This window comes from Venatoribacter cucullus (assembly GCF_016132445.1).
Taxonomy (GTDB): domain Bacteria; phylum Pseudomonadota; class Gammaproteobacteria; order Pseudomonadales; family Oceanobacteraceae; genus Venatoribacter; species Venatoribacter cucullus.
Map to the genome: position 1 here is coordinate 812,585 of NZ_CP046056.1, position 16,982 is coordinate 829,566.

The 16,982-nt window shown below is 55.0% G+C and carries 19 protein-coding genes; 17 read left to right on the plus strand and 2 right to left on the minus strand.

The genetic code is table 11. The features are described from left to right. Window positions 1-31: 31 nt before the first annotated feature. Window positions 32-1,855, plus strand: coding sequence for an alkaline phosphatase D family protein (locus GJQ55_RS03965; protein WP_228346220.1), 1,824 nt, complete (start codon window positions 32-34; stop codon window positions 1,853-1,855). 68 nt (window positions 1,856-1,923) lie between these two features. Here the strand turns inward: GJQ55_RS03965 and GJQ55_RS03970 are convergent, their stop codons facing one another. Further along, complete coding sequence (locus GJQ55_RS03970) at window positions 1,924-2,580, minus strand: class I SAM-dependent methyltransferase (protein WP_228346221.1); 657 nt, start codon at window positions 2,578-2,580, stop codon at window positions 1,924-1,926. 62 nt (window positions 2,581-2,642) lie between these two features. Then, a complete protein-coding gene (locus tag GJQ55_RS03975) occupies window positions 2,643-3,386 on the minus strand; it encodes an MBL fold metallo-hydrolase (RefSeq protein WP_228346222.1) in 744 nt (247 codons plus the stop codon). A gap of 34 nt (window positions 3,387-3,420) precedes the next feature. On the opposite strand from GJQ55_RS03975, the gene msrA reads away from it, so the two are divergent. The 16 genes from msrA (at window position 3,421) to GJQ55_RS04055 (ending at window position 16,936) form a co-directional block, all read left to right on the plus strand. Further along, window positions 3,421-4,059: a peptide-methionine (S)-S-oxide reductase MsrA gene (msrA, locus tag GJQ55_RS03980; protein ID WP_228346223.1), complete on the plus strand. Its 639-nt coding sequence runs from the start codon at window positions 3,421-3,423 to the stop codon at window positions 4,057-4,059. 9 nt (window positions 4,060-4,068) lie between these two features. Then, a complete protein-coding gene (locus tag GJQ55_RS03985; RefSeq protein ID WP_267874245.1) occupies window positions 4,069-4,806 on the plus strand; it encodes a ParA family protein in 738 nt (245 codons plus the stop codon). Between the two features lie 10 nt (window positions 4,807-4,816). Beyond that, window positions 4,817-5,620: a TatD family hydrolase gene (locus GJQ55_RS03990; protein WP_228346224.1), complete on the plus strand. Its 804-nt coding sequence runs from the start codon at window positions 4,817-4,819 to the stop codon at window positions 5,618-5,620. A gap of 145 nt (window positions 5,621-5,765) precedes the next feature. Next, on the plus strand, window positions 5,766-6,368 hold the full coding sequence (locus GJQ55_RS03995) for a Yip1 family protein (RefSeq protein ID WP_228346225.1): 603 nt from the start codon (window positions 5,766-5,768) through the stop codon (window positions 6,366-6,368). A 129-nt stretch (window positions 6,369-6,497) separates the two neighbouring features. Then, window positions 6,498-7,841 (plus strand): DUF1329 domain-containing protein, encoded by a 1,344-nt coding sequence (locus GJQ55_RS04000; RefSeq protein WP_228346226.1) that lies wholly within the window; start codon window positions 6,498-6,500, stop codon window positions 7,839-7,841. 54 nt (window positions 7,842-7,895) lie between these two features. Further along, window positions 7,896-8,957: a murein transglycosylase domain-containing protein gene (locus GJQ55_RS04005; protein ID WP_228346227.1), complete on the plus strand. Its 1,062-nt coding sequence runs from the start codon at window positions 7,896-7,898 to the stop codon at window positions 8,955-8,957. Continuing rightward, complete coding sequence (locus GJQ55_RS04010) at window positions 8,944-9,606, plus strand: class I SAM-dependent methyltransferase (RefSeq protein WP_228346228.1); 663 nt, start codon at window positions 8,944-8,946, stop codon at window positions 9,604-9,606. Before GJQ55_RS04005 ends, GJQ55_RS04010 begins: the two co-directional genes overlap by 14 nt. Window positions 9,607-9,637: 31 nt before the next feature. Then, complete coding sequence (locus tag GJQ55_RS04015) at window positions 9,638-10,186, plus strand: hypothetical protein (RefSeq protein ID WP_228346229.1); 549 nt, start codon at window positions 9,638-9,640, stop codon at window positions 10,184-10,186. Between the two features lie 25 nt (window positions 10,187-10,211). Further along, complete coding sequence (locus GJQ55_RS04020; RefSeq protein WP_228346230.1) at window positions 10,212-10,667, plus strand: ferritin family protein; 456 nt, start codon at window positions 10,212-10,214, stop codon at window positions 10,665-10,667. 294 nt (window positions 10,668-10,961) lie between these two features. Then, complete coding sequence (ihfB, locus tag GJQ55_RS04025) at window positions 10,962-11,258, plus strand: integration host factor subunit beta (RefSeq protein ID WP_228346231.1); 297 nt, start codon at window positions 10,962-10,964, stop codon at window positions 11,256-11,258. Next, the gene (locus tag GJQ55_RS04030; protein WP_228346232.1) at window positions 11,255-11,536 is read left to right on the plus strand and encodes a lipopolysaccharide assembly protein LapA domain-containing protein; all 282 of its coding nucleotides are present in this window, start codon (window positions 11,255-11,257) and stop codon (window positions 11,534-11,536) included. The genes ihfB and GJQ55_RS04030 overlap by 4 nt, the downstream gene beginning before the upstream one ends. An 11-nt stretch (window positions 11,537-11,547) precedes the next feature. Next, a complete protein-coding gene (locus GJQ55_RS04035; RefSeq protein WP_228346233.1) occupies window positions 11,548-12,726 on the plus strand; it encodes a hypothetical protein in 1,179 nt (392 codons plus the stop codon). Window positions 12,727-12,737: 11 nt separating this feature from the next. After that, window positions 12,738-13,505 carry an orotidine-5'-phosphate decarboxylase gene (gene pyrF / locus GJQ55_RS04040; RefSeq protein ID WP_228346234.1) on the plus strand — a complete coding sequence of 256 codons (768 nt, stop codon included), beginning with the start codon at window positions 12,738-12,740 and terminating at the stop codon, window positions 13,503-13,505. Between the two features lie 5 nt (window positions 13,506-13,510). Continuing rightward, on the plus strand, window positions 13,511-14,002 hold the full coding sequence (rfaH, locus tag GJQ55_RS04045; RefSeq protein ID WP_228346235.1) for a transcription/translation regulatory transformer protein RfaH: 492 nt from the start codon (window positions 13,511-13,513) through the stop codon (window positions 14,000-14,002). Window positions 14,003-14,138: 136 nt separating this feature from the next. Continuing rightward, complete coding sequence (locus GJQ55_RS04050) at window positions 14,139-15,584, plus strand: mannose-1-phosphate guanylyltransferase/mannose-6-phosphate isomerase (RefSeq protein ID WP_228346236.1); 1,446 nt, start codon at window positions 14,139-14,141, stop codon at window positions 15,582-15,584. Then, a complete protein-coding gene (locus tag GJQ55_RS04055) occupies window positions 15,581-16,936 on the plus strand; it encodes a phosphohexomutase domain-containing protein (RefSeq protein ID WP_228346237.1) in 1,356 nt (451 codons plus the stop codon). The genes GJQ55_RS04050 and GJQ55_RS04055 overlap by 4 nt, the downstream gene beginning before the upstream one ends. The last annotated feature ends 46 nt before the right edge of the window (window positions 16,937-16,982 follow it).

The window sequence follows — 16,982 nt, forward strand, 5'->3', positions numbered from 1 at the left end:
CAATAAACACAGACTACTGAAGGGGCTGTATATGAAAATCCGCAATGAACTGAGCCGTCGCTCATTTCTGAAAAGTATGGCAGCAGGTGCTGGTGCGGTCTCAGTACCGGCTGCGCTGACCGGTTGTTTTGGCGAAGACGATGACGATCAGCGTGATCTGACCGTGTTTGTCTTCGGTCACGGTGTGGCTTCCGGTGATCCGCTGGCCGATCGGGTGATCATCTGGACTCGTGTCACCCCTTCAGAATACGGAATCAGCAAGGATGCTCAGGTGGCCTGGGTAGTGGCAACAGATGAAGATCTGACCAGCGTTGTTGCGTCTGGCACGGTGTATACGAATGCTAGTCATGATTATACCGTAAAGGTCGACGTGACTGGTTTAAGCCCGGATACCACCTATTACTATCAGTTTGCTGGTAAGGATAAAGAGGTTTCTCCGGTTGGCCAAACCCGTACTCTACCAACCGGCAATATTGATTCTGTGAAGTTGGCGGTGTGTTCTTGTTCTAATTACCCGGCCGGTCTGTTTAATGTGTATCGAGATATTGCCAACAGCGATGCTGCTGTGGTTTTGCATCTTGGTGATTATATTTACGAATACGGCTCCAACGAATACCCGAAAGCTGATGCTCAGGTGCGTGCACCTGAGCCATCGCAAGAGATTCTGAGCCTGAGTGATTACCGTGCACGTTACTCTCAGTACCGCAGCGACATCGATCTGCAGGAGGTGCATCGTGTTAAGCCCTTTATTTGCGTCTGGGATGACCACGAACTGGCCAATGACACCTGGAAAAACGGTGCTGAAAATCATCAGCAAGATGAAGGTGAGTTTAGTGAGCGCCGGGCCGCCGCAATTAAGGCTTATCATGAATGGCTGCCCATCCGAAGCAATGAAGATCAGACAAAGATCTGGCGCACCTTTGCCTTCGGTGATCTGGTCAACCTGGTCATGTTAGATACCCGTATAGTTGCCCGCGATGAACCGCTCAGCTTTGCCAATTACATCACTGCAGCGGGTCTGGATTATGCTGGCTTTTTGAGCGATATGTCAGACACTAACCGTACTCTTTTGGGAGCTGAGCAGCAGCAACAGGTATTAACTGCTCTGGCCACCGATCAGGCAACCTGGCAGGTACTGGGTCAGCAGGTCTTGATGGGACGAATTTTTATTCCAGTAGAACTATTACAGGATTTGGCTGCTGTACAGGCTCTGCTTGCTTCTGGGCAGGATGCTTCATCCGCACAGTTAGCGATAGCCGAAAAACTGGCAGCGCTGGCGGGTATTAAAATTCGGATTTTACAGGGTGATGACAGCGTAACAGCGTCAGAGCGAGCGCGTGTTGAAACCACGGCCCCCTATAATCTGGATGCCTGGGATGGCTATTCGCCAGCCCGGGAAGCGATTTTGCGTACAGCACAGCAGGCGGATCAGAATCTGGTTGTTCTGGCGGGTGATACACACAACGCCTGGGCCAGTGATCTGTACATAACCGATGACACTGGTGCAGTTCAGCGCAGTGCCGGTTCGGCAGGTGTTGAGTTCGCAACGCCCTCGGTTACTTCACCGGGTTTTGAAAACTATGTAGGGTTTAATGCCATTACCGATCCGACCAATCGTGCTAATCAGCAGGCTGGTTTTGAACAGGCCGTAAGTTTTTTGGTGGATGATCTGAAATATCTTAACTCTGCTGATCGTGGCTATATGCTGGTGGATTTCAACAGAACTAATGCCACCTGTGAATGGGTGTTTGTTGATACTATCGCGTCTCGCAATTACACCGCTGTGATCAAGAAAAAAATGCGGGTGGAAGCAGGTTATGGCAAGCGCATACTGGAAAATCTGCAGCTGGTATAACTAATCACTGCTGCTGAGGCAATCTCAGCAGCGGTACTTTCCCCAGCCGTGGCGCCAGTACCCATCTATCAACATCGATATAACGTTACCCAGCGGAATTCATCCAGCTCATCGAGGTCGGGCACGGTAAAGGATTCGTGCCGGCCCAGCGCCTGATAGGGTGGAAAATCAAAGTCTTTAATGCGTGAATCGGCAACCAATACTGCGTTGGCTTTGGCGCGGAAAATATCCAGCAGCGGCAGGTTGGCGCGGTCGTACAGCACGTCGGCGGCAATCAGCAGATCCAGTGGTTCATCGAAGGCAAACAAATCGCCGTGCAGGCGGTAGTTCACGCCGTTTAAGCGCGCATTGGCGGCACTGGCCAGTAAGGCATCCGGGTCGATATCGCAGGCGATTACCTCACGCGCGCCGGCCAGCACACAGGCCACCGCCACCACGCCGGAGCCGGCACCAAAATCCATTACTTTTTTACCGGCTACCCAGTGCGGATTAGCGAGTATTTCCCGCGCCAGTACCTGACCGCTGGCCCAGCAAAAGGCCCAGTAGGCGGGGTTATCCTGAATAGTACGGATTTCGTCAGCGCTGAACGGACGACGCATGGCTTCCGGCTCCACCAGCCACAGCGCAATCTGCGGGCATTGCGGCAGTGTTTGTGCGGTAACCGTGGCGTCGCTGAGCATACGGCCAATGGCGCTGTTCAAAGCCTGTTCGTCAGCGTTATTCATACTCACAGCACCTCCGTTTACAGGGGGGCGGCTCACAGAGCCTCCGTTTACAGGTGAGCGGCTCACAGAGCGCTCAGCGGAAATTCATCGCCGGGGCGGGCGACCCGGTAACCGGCCTGTTGTAACTGTTGCGCTGCCTGCTCGTTGGCGTAGTGGTACAGCACCAGCCGCTGCCGTAAGTCGGGCTGATATTCCCGCGCCAGATCGTCCAGCCCGGTGTGAGAGGGGTTGGCGACCAGGCCGCAATCGTGAAACACCGGTTCCTGGCCACTGAGTTCGTGGTGCAGAATTTCCGGAATCGGGCGGGTATCACCGCTGTAAAAAAACAGCCCCGGCACCTGTAAGGCAAAACTGCTGCCGGGGGCGTGGTGGCGGGTGGCGTGCAGGCGGAAACTCAGCCCGGCGTGGGTAAAGGTTTCGGTCACCGGCAACAGCTGAAAAGACTGCCAAAAATCATGCCCGCCTTCGGCCATGCTGCCGGGGTAGGTGGCTAGCCGCTGATGCAGCAGCGGAATTAACCCCAGCGGTACATACAGAGGAATGGGGGCGGCATTTTGCAGTTTTGCCCGCACCGTCAGAATTTCCAGATCGGCAATATGGTCAAGGTGGCCGTGGGTAATAAACACGGCCTTCGGCAACTCACCAAAACGCTGCTGAAAGGCGTTTAACGTACCCGGGCCGCAATCAATCAGTAACCGGGGCTGGTTATGCTCACACAGCGTGGCCGCCGAACATCCCATAGCCAGCTCACCGCCACTGCCGGTACCATGAAAAACCAAAGAATATTGTGCTGTGGGCTGGGTCATGGTGGCTCACCAACAAAAAAACAGGAGAAGCATTATGTGGCGTCCGAAACTGATGTCCATACCAGGCGCCGAAGAAGCCCTGCCGGGGCGTGAGCAGCCCTTGTTCAGCGTGGCCGATACGCATTATGTGAACGGCAACCGTATTACCGGTCCGTGCCCGAACGGGCTGGCCGAATTAATGGTCGGTATGGGCTGTTTCTGGGGCGCGGAGCGCAAGTTCTGGAGCCTGCCGGGTGTTTATTCCACCGCCGTCGGCTACGGCGCCGGGCATACACGCAACCCCACTTACGAAGAAGTGTGCAGCGGCTTAACCGGCCACAACGAACTGGTGCGCGTCTGGTATGATCCGGCCCACATCAGTCTGGAAGAATTGCTGATCGTCTTCTGGGAAAATCACGATCCCACTCAGGGCATGCGCCAGGGCAACGACATCGGTACCCAATACCGTTCCGGTATTTATCTGGCCAGTGCGGAGGAAATGGAGCGGGCCGCGGCCAGTAAAGCACAGTACCAACAGCGCTTGCGCCAGGCCGGTTACCCGGACATTACGACTGAAATTTGCCCCGGTATTGAATTTTACCTGGCCGAAACCTATCACCAGCAATACCTGGCCAAAAATCCCGGTGGTTATTGCGGGCTGGGTGGTTGCCCGGTCAGTTTTGCAGAACATTAAGGAAGACCCATGCGAACGCTGGCGATTTATCAGTTAAAAGGTGGGGTTGGAAAAACCACCACCGCCGTCAATGTAGCCGCTTTGGCCGCACAGGAAGGGTTGCGCACGCTGGTGTGGGATCTTGACCCGCAGGGTGCCGCCGGCTGGATGCTGAATGCCGAAGCGCGCCAGCCGCAGCTGCAGCTGTGGCAGCAGCAACAGCCGATCAACCATTTTATTTGCCATACCGGGGTAGAGCGGCTGGACGTGCTGCCCGGTGATATGTCGCTGCGCAAACTGCTGCAATTATTTCCCAAACGCAAACAAACCCGTGATTTTCTTGCCGATGCCCTAAGCCAGCTGAGTGAAACCTACGGGCTGGTGATTCTGGACTGCCCGCCGTTGTTAAGCCCGACTATGGACGGCGTGTTACAGGCCGCCGACCGGATTCTGCTGCCGGTGGAGCCCTCGGCCTTATCGCTGCGGGCTTATCACCAGCTGCGCGAGCATTGCGATTGGGTGAAAAGCGCCCAGTGGCTGCCTTTTGCCAACCTGATCGACCGCCGTAAACCCGCCCATGGACAATGGATACGCGACACACTGCCGGAACATCCGGAGTTTTTACCTACCTTTGTGGCCTGGTCAGCCACCGCTGAACGCATGGCACAAAACCGTACGCCGGTGGTGCTGGAGCAGCCGGCTACCCCCATGGCCCGCAACTACCGGGCCTTGTGGCAAACGGTGCGGCCGCTGCTGAAGCTGGGTTAAGGCCGTTATTGTGTGGATCGACAGCCATTGCCACTTTGACTTTGCGGTGTTTGCCGGTCAGCGCGAACGGCTGTGGCAGCAAGCGCAACAACTGGGGGTGGCCGGGCTTATCATCCCCGGCGTCAGCCGCCTGCAGGGCGAACAACTGCCGGCCTTCTGTGCCGGTCAGCCCTGGCGCTACGCGCAAGGCTTGCACCCGTATTTTCTGCATCAGCATCAACCGGCCGACCTGCACTGGCTGGAACAGCAGCTGCGTGAAGACCCAGCCGTACTGGCCGTGGGTGAAATCGGCCTGGACAGCGTCCTGGTTGCCGGTGATACCAGCCGGCTGCAACAGCAGTGGGATTTTTTCAGCGCCCAGGTGCAACTGGCGCAGCGGTATGGCAAGCGGCTGATTCTGCATATCCGTGGCCAGCACGATCAGGCCTGCGCGTTTTTACGGCGCCAGCACTTTACCGCTGGCGGTATCGTGCATGCCTTCAGTGGCAGCGAACAGCAGGGCAGGGCCTGGCTGGCGCTGGGGTTTAAACTTGGCATCGGCGGTGCCATGACGCATCCGCGGGCGCACAAACTGCGCCGTACCATCGCCGCCTTACCGGCGGATGCCTGGCTGCTGGAAACCGACAGCCCGGATATGCGACCGGCGTTCTGGGCCGGTCCGGTCAACAGTCCGGCCGCCATTCCGTTACTGGGCGCCTGCCTGGCGGCACTGCAGCAATCCGACCTTGGTCATGTCCGGCGGCAGCAAATGGCGACTATTCATAATTTGTGGCCGGAAATGTCTGCCGCAATACAGGCCAGTCATCCTGACTGAGAAGCGCGTTTATCGCAGCGGCCCTGAGAGCCGGACAAGCCTTCTGTTGTTCGTCACAATCGGCCCATGCATTAAAAAAACTGATCAATAAGTCAGCTCTCACCCGTAACCAGCTGCAGTACCACCATCAGACCAGGGAGTGTTTATGATGTTGAACCATGTCTTGGGATTGCTCACCAACCCCCGCCACCAATGGCAAACCCTGCGGCTGCAGCACAGCAGCTCGATTGTCGAAGTCTTTATCCGCTATTTGCTGATGCTGGCGTTAATTCCCACGCTGGCGTTGTTGTTGGGCACCACGCTGGTGGGCTGGAGTGTCGCCGGCAGTGCCCCTTTGCTGTTAAGCGTACAAACCGCTGTGCCCATGGCGCTGGTGTTTTACCTGCTGTTGCTGGTGGGCGTGGTGATGATGGCCTACATCATGTTTGGCATGGAGCATTACTTCGGCATCGAACCCGATTTTGAACGCTGCCTGGTGTTTACCATTTTCACCTCAGTTCCGCTGTTTCTGGCCGGCCTCAGCGGGCTGTACCCGATGTTGCTGTTCAATATACCGGTGGTGCTGGCGGCGTCTGCCTACAGTCTGTATCTGTTGTTTGTGGGCCTGCCGGTGTTTATGGATCTTACTCCGCAGCAGGGGGCGAAATTCGCCATCGCGATTGTGGTGGCGGGCCTGGCGGCACTTATCGGTTGTCTGGCGATCATCGCACTGGTGTGGCTGGGCGGAATGGCCTGGTTACCCGCCTGAAGTGGCATAAATACATCGGTCTGTGGCCGGACCGGTGTGCCGATTGTTGTCATTTTGTTACAACAGATTGATCATTCTTTCATCAGTGAGTAGCCTCACTGCCTTCCCATATTTGCTCTGGATGATGCGATGAAAATGTTCAGTGTATTGCTGGCGTGTTTAATGCTGTCGATGCCTGCCCTGGCGGCTGTAAGCCCCCAGGAAGCGGCCCGTTTGGGCAATGACCTTACCCCGGTAGGGGCAGAAAAGTCCGGCAATGGCCGCGATATCCCTGCCTGGACCGGTGGCCTGCCGAAAGACACCAGCCATGTTCCCGGTGCCTACCACAAAGACCCCTTTGCCACCGATAAGCCCCTGTTCCGCATTACTGCGGCCAATATGCAGCAACACCGCAACCGTCTGACCGACGGCCAGGCGGCCTTGCTGCAGCGCTTCCCGGAACTGTATTTCGAGGTATACCCCACCCGGCGTTCCGCCTCGTATCCGCAATATGTGTACGACGGCATTAAAACCAACGCCACCCGCGCCAACCTGATGAAATACGGTGCCGGTGTGACCGGTGCCACCATGTCGTCACCGTTCCCGATTCCGACCGAAGGGCTGGAAGTGTTGTGGAACCATACGCTGCGTTTCCGTGGCCACTCGCTGGGTTACACCGCCGTAGCATCGTCGGTAACCGCCAACGGCAATCGCATGGATGTGCTGCGCGAATATCAGTACTTTATGAACTACAGCGTCCCCGGCGCCAGTCCCCAGGATCTGAACAACAATATTTTCTTCCTGAAACGTAAAACCCTGGCCCCGGCCAAGCTCTCCGGCAGCATTACGCTGGTACACGAAACCCTGGATCAGGTGCAGTCACCGCGTAAATCCTGGATCTACATGCAGGGCCAGCGCCGTCTGCGCCGTACCCCGGATTTAGCCTACGACACCGCCGACATCAACACCGACTCCATCCGTACGATTGATCAGGTGGATATGTTTAACGGCGCGCCCGACTATTACGACTGGGAATTAAAAGGCAAACAGGAGATTTACATTCCCTACAACGCCTACCGTGTGCATCAGGGCAACCTGAAACTGGATAACATCCTGCTGGCCCAGCACATCAACCCGCAACATCTGCGCTATGAAGCGCACCGGGTGTGGGTGGTGGAAGCCAAACTGCGCATCGGCTTCAGCCACCGTTACGCCACCCGTCGTTACTACGTGGATGAAGATTCCTGGTCCATTGTCTACGCCGAAGAATACGATGAAGACGGTGAGCTGCTGCAGGTAACCGAAGCGCACACCATCAACTATTACGATATGCAGGTAGTCTTTCCAACCCTGGAAGTCACCTACGATCTGGAAAACCGTCGTTACTACGCCGAAGGCCTGGATAACGAACGCGGTGCCACCATCAACTTCGCTGAAGACTTTAACCCCAAAGACTTCTCGCCCAACGCCATTCGCCGCGAGGCCGTGCGCTGACAAGCGCCGGCCCACTGGCTACACTGGGCAGCCAAATCGCTGCCCGGTAAGCCCGTGATTCGTTTTTTATTCCTTTTTATTGTGACGTTGCTGCAGGCTCAGACGCTGCAGGCTGCCTTGCCGGAAAATTTCTCCGAATTATCCGACGATGTACAGGCGGTGATTCTGGAATACCTGTTCTTTCCCGAACAAGCCACGCAGGTCTGGGGCAAAGATTTCGCCGCGCCCTCGGCACACCGCATGGTGAAATACCTGGACGACTATCACACCCGGGTCAACATCGACTTCAGCCGCGGCCATATCCGGGTCGAAAGTGAGCGCAGCAAAACGCCACTGGGCGCCCTGCAGCACGCCATTGTCGCCACCTTATTAACCCCGGCCGACCCCAACGCCGTGGATTTATTCACCGCCGCTGATATGGGTTTAACCGGCAAACCCTTTTTAACCGGACTGGTGCAGGACCACGAAGGCCAGGCCATTGCCAGCCAGTGGCGGGCTGAACGCTACGCCCAGTATCTGCTGCAACACAAAGTGCAACGGCGCGGTGCCCGTTACTGGGTGGATATACCCATGGTGCGCAGCTACCGCCAGCGCAGCGCCGAACAATATCGTCAGCTGGTGTATCAGGCGGCGCAGCGTTATCGCGTACAGCCAGCACTGATACTGGCCATTATGGAAACCGAAAGCAGCTTTAACCCCTTTGCCGTCTCGCCGGCCGGGGCGTTTGGCCTGATGCAGGTGATGCGGGCCACCGCCGGGCGGGATGTGTTCCAGCGCGTCTATCGCCGCGCCGGCCAGCCCGACCGCAATTTTCTGATGGACCCGGCGCGCAATATCGACATCGGCACCGCCTATTTAACCATTCTGCGCGACACCTATCTGCGCGACGTGCGCGACCCGCTGGCACGGGAATACTGCATCATCGCTGCCTACAACGGTGGCACCGGCAATTTGCTGAAAGCCTTTCATAAAGACCGCAAAAAAGCCGTCGAGCGTATTAATAAACTGTCGGCCGCCGAAGTGTACCGGCGCATAGTGCGCGACCACCCCAAAGACGAATCGCGCAACTACCTGAAAAAAGTCACCCAATACAAGCAACGCTATGCCCACTGGTAACCTGTTACGCCTACAACAGGCGTTAAAACTGCCCGGCGCCAGCCTGCAAACGCAGTATCTGCCCGACGCTGAACTGAACTTACTGCTGCTGCAGCTGCAGGATACTCAGCTGCAACTGGATGCCGGGCAAATCGCCGACTTCTGGCAACAACTGCCGTACTGGGCCTTTGCCTGGGCCGGGGGTAGGGCGCTGGCGCAGTGGCTACGGCACAACCCGCAGGCCGTGCGCGGTAAACGGGTGCTGGATTTCGGCTGTGGTTCGGCGCTGGTGGGCATCGCCGCCGCCCGCGCTGGTGCGCGGGAAGTGTGGGTAGCCGACCTGGACCCCAATGCAATGCTCGCCGCGCAACACAACGCCGCACTGAATCACGTAACCCTGCACCCGGTAACCGCCGGGCAGTGGCCCGAGGTGGATGTGCTGCTGGCCAGCGACGTCCTGTACGACATCAGCAGCAGCACCGATTTGCGTACCTTAATGCTGACCATTCCACACTGGCTGCTGGCTGAAAGCCGCTACAAAAAACCGGATTTTGTTGTCCTGCAATGCCTGGCCACCAACACCACCTCTACCTTGCCGGCAATAGGCGATTTTGACGAGGCCGTACCCGTGGAGATTTATTGCCGCGCCACCGATTCTCCACTACTGTAGCCACTACCTACCGTCTTTCAGGGAGATCCCCATGCGTCTGTTAACCCTGCTGCTGTGCAGCCTGCTTACCATGGCGGCCCAGGCCGCTACCCTTACCGACAGCGAAATAAAATTGTGGATCAAAACCATGCCCACCCTGCAGGGCTGGCTGGATGAACGTGAAGACCAACTGCCGGATAACGACATTCCCGATGCCGATTACAGCATGGATGCCGCCTTCGCCCGCGGTATTGACCAGCTGCGCGAAGCCGGCCTGTATAACCAGTTCAGCCAACAGGTAAAAAGTGCCGGGTTCAGAAGTGTGGAAGACTGGGTGCGCGTCAGCCAGCAAATTTCCATGGCCTACATTGCGATTTCCATGGAAGAACAGCCCGCCACCCGGGTAGAAATTGAAAACCAGATGCAAGCCATCCGCAGTGCTAAAAACATTCCGGCCGAAGAAAAAGCCATGCTGGAAAACATGCTGCAGGCTTCCCTGAATATGCTCGATTCACTGGCGAACGTAACCGCCGCCGACAAAGACCGCGTGCGCCCCTACCTGCCACAGCTGGTTGACCAGTTTGGTGATAACGAAGAATAACCCGGCTGCTCAGAAGGAGAACACCATGAGCTATTCCACGGTAAAAGACGTACTGGATTACAGCCGCAAACTGCATGAACACACCCGCAACCTGTACCAGCAACTGCGCGATCAGACCCAGCGCGAGCGGGTGGATATGATGCTGACGCTGCTGGCCGCCCATGAAAACACCCTGGCCGACGCGATGGCCAGTATGCAGGAACACACCAGCCAGAAAGTGCTGCAGGAATGGCACCAGTTTGAACCCGGCTCCATCAGCGAAGCGCTGCAGGATGCCCGCGAACTGCATCCCGATATCAGCCTTGATGAACTGGTCAAAGTGGCCCTGCGCATCGACGACTACCTGATTAGCCTGTACCGGCAAATACTCAGCGAAACCACCAGTGACGATGCCCGGGCGGTGTTTGAAAGCCTGATCCGGCTGGAAGAAACCGAAAAAATGCGGACGGTGCGTGCGGCCTTGTCGGCCAACGACTGGTAACCAGGCGCTGCCGCGCCCTGGATTTGGCCGTCACTGCGTGACGGCTTTTGCGGCTTGCAGCCGCTGTTTAAGCTGCCGCTGCGCGACAGCGGTACCAGCCCAGCGGGCTGGCGTACAGCATGCAAGGCTGGCAACCGTCTCCCGTCCCCCGTCTCCCGTCCAGCGAAGCGAGCATTAAGCCGCCACGCAGTGGCCCACCGAGTGAAAAATAAACAATGCTTGCAAAAGCAAAACCCTAACTGCATGATTTGGCTAGGTTTATTGCCAGGCTTGGTTCTCAAGGAGGGAATAGCTATGACAAAATCCGAGCTGATCGAAAAAATCGTCAGCCGTCAGCCACAACTGTCCACCAAAGACGTGGAGCTGGCGGTTAAGACCTTGCTCGACCACATGTCGCAAAGCCTGTCCTCAGGCGAGCGTATTGAGATCCGTGGCTTCGGCAGCTTTTCGCTGCATTACCGCGCGCCACGGCTGGGCCGTAACCCAAAAACCGGCGAAACGGTCGACCTGAAAGGCAAGTTTGTACCGCACTTCAAACCCGGTAAAGAACTGCGCGATCAGGTAAACGACGACCACCCGGACGCCCTATGAAAACTGCCAAAACCATCCTTAGTGTTGTGTTCTTCCTGCTGGTGCTGGCCTACGCGCTGGCCTTTGCCGCCCACAACAACCAAAGCATCACCCTCGATTTCTTAATCGGCAGCCCCATCAGCTGGCCGGCGCCGTTATGGCTGGGGTTGGTATTGCTCTGCGGTACCTTGCTGGGCATTTTAAGCGGCGCTTTTATTTACACCCGCCAAAAACTGCACATCCGCCGTCTGCACAAAGAACTGCGCGACACCCAACAACGGCTCAGTAAAATTTCGTAGGCCCACTTACTATGCTCGATTCCGCGCTGCTGTACCTGCTGCTGCTGGGGGGCGTTGCCACCGGATGGCTGCTGGGTTACCGCTTTGCCAAACAGAGTAAAAATTCGGCCCACCCCAACTGGGTGCCCAGCGTGGAATACCTGCTGGCCGAAGCCAACGATGCCGCTTTAGAGCGCCTGCTGAACATTCCCCAGCTGGACGACGACGCGCTGGATTTATTTCTGAAGCTCGGCCGCAGCCTGCGCGAAAAAGGCGAAACCGACCGCGCCATACACCTGCACCAGGCCCTGTTTGCCCGCAACGACCTGAACCGCAACACCCAACAACAGCTGGAACTGGAACTGGCGATAGACTACTCGCGCGCCGGCCTGTTAGACCGCGCCGAACGCCTGCTGCTGGCCCTGCTGAACGTCCGCGGCCGCATTGGTGAACGCGCCGCCCGTTACCTGGTAGAACTGTACGAAGAAGAAGGCGAGTGGCAGAACATCCTCGACCTGTACCGCAAAAAAGCCCTGCCACACAGCCAGCTGCTGGAAAAACGCATCGCCCAGGCCGTCTGTGAACTGGCCGAAAAAGCCGTACAGCAAGGCAACTACCTCGATACCCAGAACCTGTGCCGGCAAGCCCTGCGCATCGACAACCGCTGCGCCCGCGCCTATGTGGTACAAGGCAATTTAGCCTTCAGCCAGGACGAACCCAACGAAGCCATCCGCTGCTACTTAAAAGCCATGGATGTCGACCCGCAAGCCGTGGTCAGCGTGCTAACCCCACTGCGCGACAGCTTCAACAAAGTCGGCGACAGCGCCGGTTTAATGGCCCACCTTTCCAAACAATGGCAAGCCAGCCAATACGTACCGGTACTGATGGCCAGCACCCAGTGCATTGCCGATGCCAACGGCCCCGAACAAGCCATTACCGCCTTATTAAAAGAACTGGCTAAAACGCCCTCTAACCAGGGCTTCTTCGCGCTGGTCGAACTGGTGGTGCAGCACCGGCTGCAGCTCGACAAGTCGCAGCTGTTAACGCTGTATGGTATTCTGCGCCGCATTGTTGAACACGAACCCAAATTCCTGTGTAAAAGCTGCGGCTTCAAAGCCACCGAGTTCCACTGGCGCTGCCCAAGTTGCAAAGACTGGTCCACCATCGGGCCGTTTATACCGCAGCTTACTGGCTCCAGGCTCGACCTGTAACGGACACCAACATGCATTCTGAAACCAACTCGCCGGTGATCAGCTCACCGGTAGTGGTCGCCCTCGACTACGCCACCCAGGCCGACGCCATCGCCATGGCGCAACGTCTTAACCCCGCTGAATGCCGGGTAAAAGTAGGCAAAGAACTCTTCACCAGCGCCGGCCCGCAAGTGGTCGAAGCCCTGCACAAACTGGGATTTGAAGTATTTCTGGATCTTAAATTCCACGACATTCCCAACACCTGCGCCAAAGCCGTGGGCGCCGCTGCCGACTTAGGCGTATGGATGGTAAACGTCCACGCCAGCGGTGGCCGCCGCATGATGGAAGCCGCCCGCAACGAACTGGCCAACAAAACACACCAGCCGCTGCTGATTGGCGTAACCGTACTTACCTCCATGGAACGGGCTGATCTGGCGGAAATAGGGCTGGATACAGACCCGCAAGTACAGGTAGAACGCCTGGCGCGCCTAACCCAACAATGTGGGTTAGACGGCGTGGTGTGTTCGGCGCAGGAAGTGGCTCTTATTAATGGTTTATCGCGGCAAGTTAGCGAATTATCGCGACAAAGTGTCGCTCCTACAGACAAACCGTTTTTAACCGTCACCCCCGGCATTCGCCCGGCGGGCAGCGAGCAGGGCGACCAGCGCCGCATTATGACCCCGCAACAAGCCCAGGCCGCCGGCGTCAGCTACATGGTGATTGGCCGCCCCATTACCCAGGCAGCCGACCCCGCCAAAGCCTGTGAACAGATTCTCGCCAGCCTGCACCACGAAAACTAACGCTTATGAACACGCCGCAATGGTATGTGGTGCTGACCAAGCCCAAACAGGAACAACTCGCCGCCGAACGCCTGCAACAGCAGGGCGGCGAGGTTTTTTTACCGCTGTTTGAAGTAGAGCGAATGTACAAAGGCAAGCGCTGTAAGCGCCAGGAACCCCTGTTTCCGGGCTACCTGTTCCTGCAAACCCACGCCGACAGCGGCCTGCTGAGCAAAGTACGCAGCACCATCGGCGCGCGCCAATTGTTAACCTTTGGTAATCAGCCGGTAACCGTAAACGATTTACTGATCAACGACTTGCGTCAGCGTTGCGGCGTTATTCATAATGTTCCACTTTTCAAAAGTGGGCAGAAGGTAAGTCTGAGAGAAGGCCCATTCAGGAACTATGAAGCCATTTTCAAGGAATATGATGGCAATGAGCGCGCCATAATATTGCTTGGCCTTTTAGGACAGCAAAATGAACTGGTAGTGGAACTGAGCGAACTTGGCGAACCCTAAACCAAAGCAGATCTCGAGTACCTGCTGCGCGTAAAATTAAGTATGACTGAAGCGATTACAGGGACTATTCGCGAAGAACCCTTGGGCGGCAGCGTGTCTTGCCTGAGGATCAAAAATAAAAACGAAAGGTTTATTGATGAAAATTATCCCTGTCATTATGTCTGGCGGCGTAGGCAGTCGCTTGTGGCCTGAATCTCGTGAAACTAATCCAAAACCATTTATGTCATTACCTGATGGCGATAATCTAATTCGTAAAACGTACCGCCGAGCCACTGCTTTTGATAACGTAACCGAAATAATGACAGTGACGAATAGAGATTTGCTGTTCAAAACAGAAGATGAATATAAAGCGGCAAAAACCTCCTCTATTGTTCAAAGCTTCATCCTGGAACCCTTTGGCCGCAACACTGCGGCTGCTGTAGCCGCTGCCGCGATTCAAATCCAAAAAAACCACGGCGACGATGCCATCGTTCTGGTGTTGGCGGCAGATCACCTTATTCAGAATGAGCAAGCATTTTCTGAAGCCGTAAATAGTGCAATACAGCTGGCCACCGAAGGCTGGCTGGTAACCTTTGGTATTCAGCCAGAAGCTCCTGAAACCGGCTTTGGGTATATTGATGCCAATAAGTCAGCACCATTAGGAGACGGCTTTAAAGTAAATCGTTTTGTAGAAAAACCGGATTTGGCTACTGCCACGGAATACATAAATGCGGGTAATTTTCTGTGGAATTCGGGAATGTTCTGCTTCCGTATCGGTACACTGATGGAGGAAATGGAGCAGCATTGTCAGGAGGTCCTGGTTGCTGTTAATACAACCATTTCAACGTCGCGTTTGAGTGAGGCGCCTCGTTATAGTGCCTTATCATTGGATGCCGAAACCTTCGGAAAAGTACCCGACATCTCTATCGATTATGCCTTAATGGAGCGCTCGGAAAGAGTTGCGACTATTCCCTGTAATATCGGATGGAGTGACATTGGTTCCTGGACGGCTATGAGTGAACTTACTCCTTGTGATGACAGTGGAAATCGTTTCGATGGTGACGTTTTAACCTTTCAATCCAGCAATAATTTTGTAAGAAGCTCTGACCGATTAACATCTCTGGTTGGTGTAAATAATTTGATTGTGGTCGATACGCCAGACGCTATTTTAATTGTCGATAAAGATCATGCTCAGGATGTTAAGCACATTGTCAGTCAACTAAAAAAATCAGGACATAGTGCACATTTATATCATCGCACTGTGCATCGTCCATGGGGAACGTACACTACCCTGGAAGAAGGTGAGCGGTTTAAAATTAAACGCATAGTTGTTAAACCTGGTGCATCACTATCGTTACAGATGCACTATCACCGCAGCGAGCACTGGGTTGTTGTAAGTGGTATGGCACGAGTTATTAACGATGATCGTGAATTACTGCTGGATACCAACGAATCTACTTTTATACGTGCTGGTCACAAACACCGTCTGGAAAACCCTGGTGTTGTCGATTTAGTGTTGATTGAAGTGCAATGTGGCGATTACCTGGGTGAAGATGACATCGTCCGTTTCGCAGATATTTATGGCCGTGCAGATACCAAATGAAAGAACTCACCTGTTTCAAAGCTTACGACATCCGCGGCAAAGTACCTGAACAACTGAACGAAGACATCGCCTACGGCATTGGCCGTGCATTGGCGACCGAACTGGGTGGTAGTAGCTACGTGGTCGGTCGTGATATGCGCTTAGAAAGTCCGGTATTGGCTCAGGCTCTGATCAATGGCCTTACCGATGCTGGCGCCCATGTTATTGATATTGGTCTTTGTGGCACGGAAGAAGTTTATTTTGCCACCAGTCATTATCAGGCATCTGGCGGTGTTATGGTGACTGCGAGTCACAATCCCAAAGGCTATAACGGCATGAAGCTGGTTCGTGAAGGATCACGCCCGATCAGTGGTGACAGCGGCCTGAATGCCATTCGCGACCGGGTTGCCTCCAACAATCTAGGTGAACGTGCAGGCACGCAAGGCCAGGTTCAGCACAAAACTGATAAAACGGCCTATTTGCAGCATTTGTTGGGCTACGTAAATACCGCCAATATAAAACCTCTGAAAATATTAGCTGACCCGGGTAATGGTGCCGCTGGCCCGGTTATTATGGCGTTACAAAATCTGTTACCCCTGCAATGGGTAATAATCAATGGCGAACCAAATGGTCACTTCCCCAATGGTGTTCCCAATCCACTGTTGCCGGAAAACCGTGAACTAACCCAAAAAGCCTTGCTGGAAAACCAGTGTGATATGGCGTTGGCCTGGGATGGTGACTTTGACCGTTGCTTCTTCTTTGATGCCAAAGGTCGTTTCATTGAGGGCTACTACCTCGTGGGTTTGCTGGCCGAAATGCTGTTACAAAAACACCCTGGCAGCAAAATCATTCATGACCCGCGCTTAACCTGGAACACCATTAATCAGGTGCAGCAGGCGGATGGTATTGCCGTACAAAGCAAAACCGGCCACGCCTTTATTAAAGAACGTATGCGCACTGAAGACGCTATTTATGGCGGTGAAATGAGTGCCCATCATTACTTCCGCGATTTCTTCTACTGCGACAGTGGCATGATCCCGTGGTTGCTGGTCGCCGAGCTGATGAGTATCAGCGACAAAACACTGGCTGAATTAGTGGATGAGCGTATGTTGGCTTACCCTTGTAGTGGTGAAATTAACTTCACCGTCCCTGATAGTGGAGCTGTTCTTCAGCAAGTAGAAGCCCTGTATGCCAACCAGAAACCGATAATCGACAGGACCGATGGCCTGAGTATGGAGTTTTCCGATTGGCGCATTAATCTGCGAGCTTCTAATACCGAGCCTTTGCTGCGCCTGAACATTGAAACCAGAGGGAATCCGGAATTGTTGCAGAAAAAAATTGAAGAAATAGAGCACGTTATAAATATTAGTTGATGGTATTTTTCTAAATTAACCGTTTTAATAAATAGTAGAATTATGG

Bases quoted from the DNA above. Each gene is read 5' to 3' on its own strand.
- GJQ55_RS03965 (WP_228346220.1), top strand. From the start codon at position 32: ATGAAAATCCGCAATGAACTGAGCCGTCGCTCATTTCTGAAAAGTATG.
- GJQ55_RS03970 (WP_228346221.1), bottom strand. From the start codon at position 2,580: ATGAATAACGCTGACGAACAGGCTTTGAACAGCGCCATTGGCCGTATG.
- GJQ55_RS03975 (WP_228346222.1), bottom strand. From the start codon at position 3,386: ATGACCCAGCCCACAGCACAATATTCTTTGGTTTTTCATGGTACCGGC.
- msrA (WP_228346223.1), top strand. From the start codon at position 3,421: ATGTGGCGTCCGAAACTGATGTCCATACCAGGCGCCGAAGAAGCCCTG.
- GJQ55_RS03985 (WP_267874245.1), top strand. From the start codon at position 4,069: ATGCGAACGCTGGCGATTTATCAGTTAAAAGGTGGGGTTGGAAAAACC.
- GJQ55_RS03995 (WP_228346225.1), top strand. From the start codon at position 5,766: ATGATGTTGAACCATGTCTTGGGATTGCTCACCAACCCCCGCCACCAA.
- GJQ55_RS04000 (WP_228346226.1), top strand. From the start codon at position 6,498: ATGAAAATGTTCAGTGTATTGCTGGCGTGTTTAATGCTGTCGATGCCT.
- GJQ55_RS04010 (WP_228346228.1), top strand. From the start codon at position 8,944: ATGCCCACTGGTAACCTGTTACGCCTACAACAGGCGTTAAAACTGCCC.
- GJQ55_RS04015 (WP_228346229.1), top strand. From the start codon at position 9,638: ATGCGTCTGTTAACCCTGCTGCTGTGCAGCCTGCTTACCATGGCGGCC.
- GJQ55_RS04020 (WP_228346230.1), top strand. From the start codon at position 10,212: ATGAGCTATTCCACGGTAAAAGACGTACTGGATTACAGCCGCAAACTG.
- ihfB (WP_228346231.1), top strand. From the start codon at position 10,962: ATGACAAAATCCGAGCTGATCGAAAAAATCGTCAGCCGTCAGCCACAA.
- GJQ55_RS04030 (WP_228346232.1), top strand. From the start codon at position 11,255: ATGAAAACTGCCAAAACCATCCTTAGTGTTGTGTTCTTCCTGCTGGTG.
- GJQ55_RS04035 (WP_228346233.1), top strand. From the start codon at position 11,548: ATGCTCGATTCCGCGCTGCTGTACCTGCTGCTGCTGGGGGGCGTTGCC.
- pyrF (WP_228346234.1), top strand. From the start codon at position 12,738: ATGCATTCTGAAACCAACTCGCCGGTGATCAGCTCACCGGTAGTGGTC.
- rfaH (WP_228346235.1), top strand. From the start codon at position 13,511: ATGAACACGCCGCAATGGTATGTGGTGCTGACCAAGCCCAAACAGGAA.
- GJQ55_RS04050 (WP_228346236.1), top strand. From the start codon at position 14,139: ATGAAAATTATCCCTGTCATTATGTCTGGCGGCGTAGGCAGTCGCTTG.
- GJQ55_RS04055 (WP_228346237.1), top strand. From the start codon at position 15,581: ATGAAAGAACTCACCTGTTTCAAAGCTTACGACATCCGCGGCAAAGTA.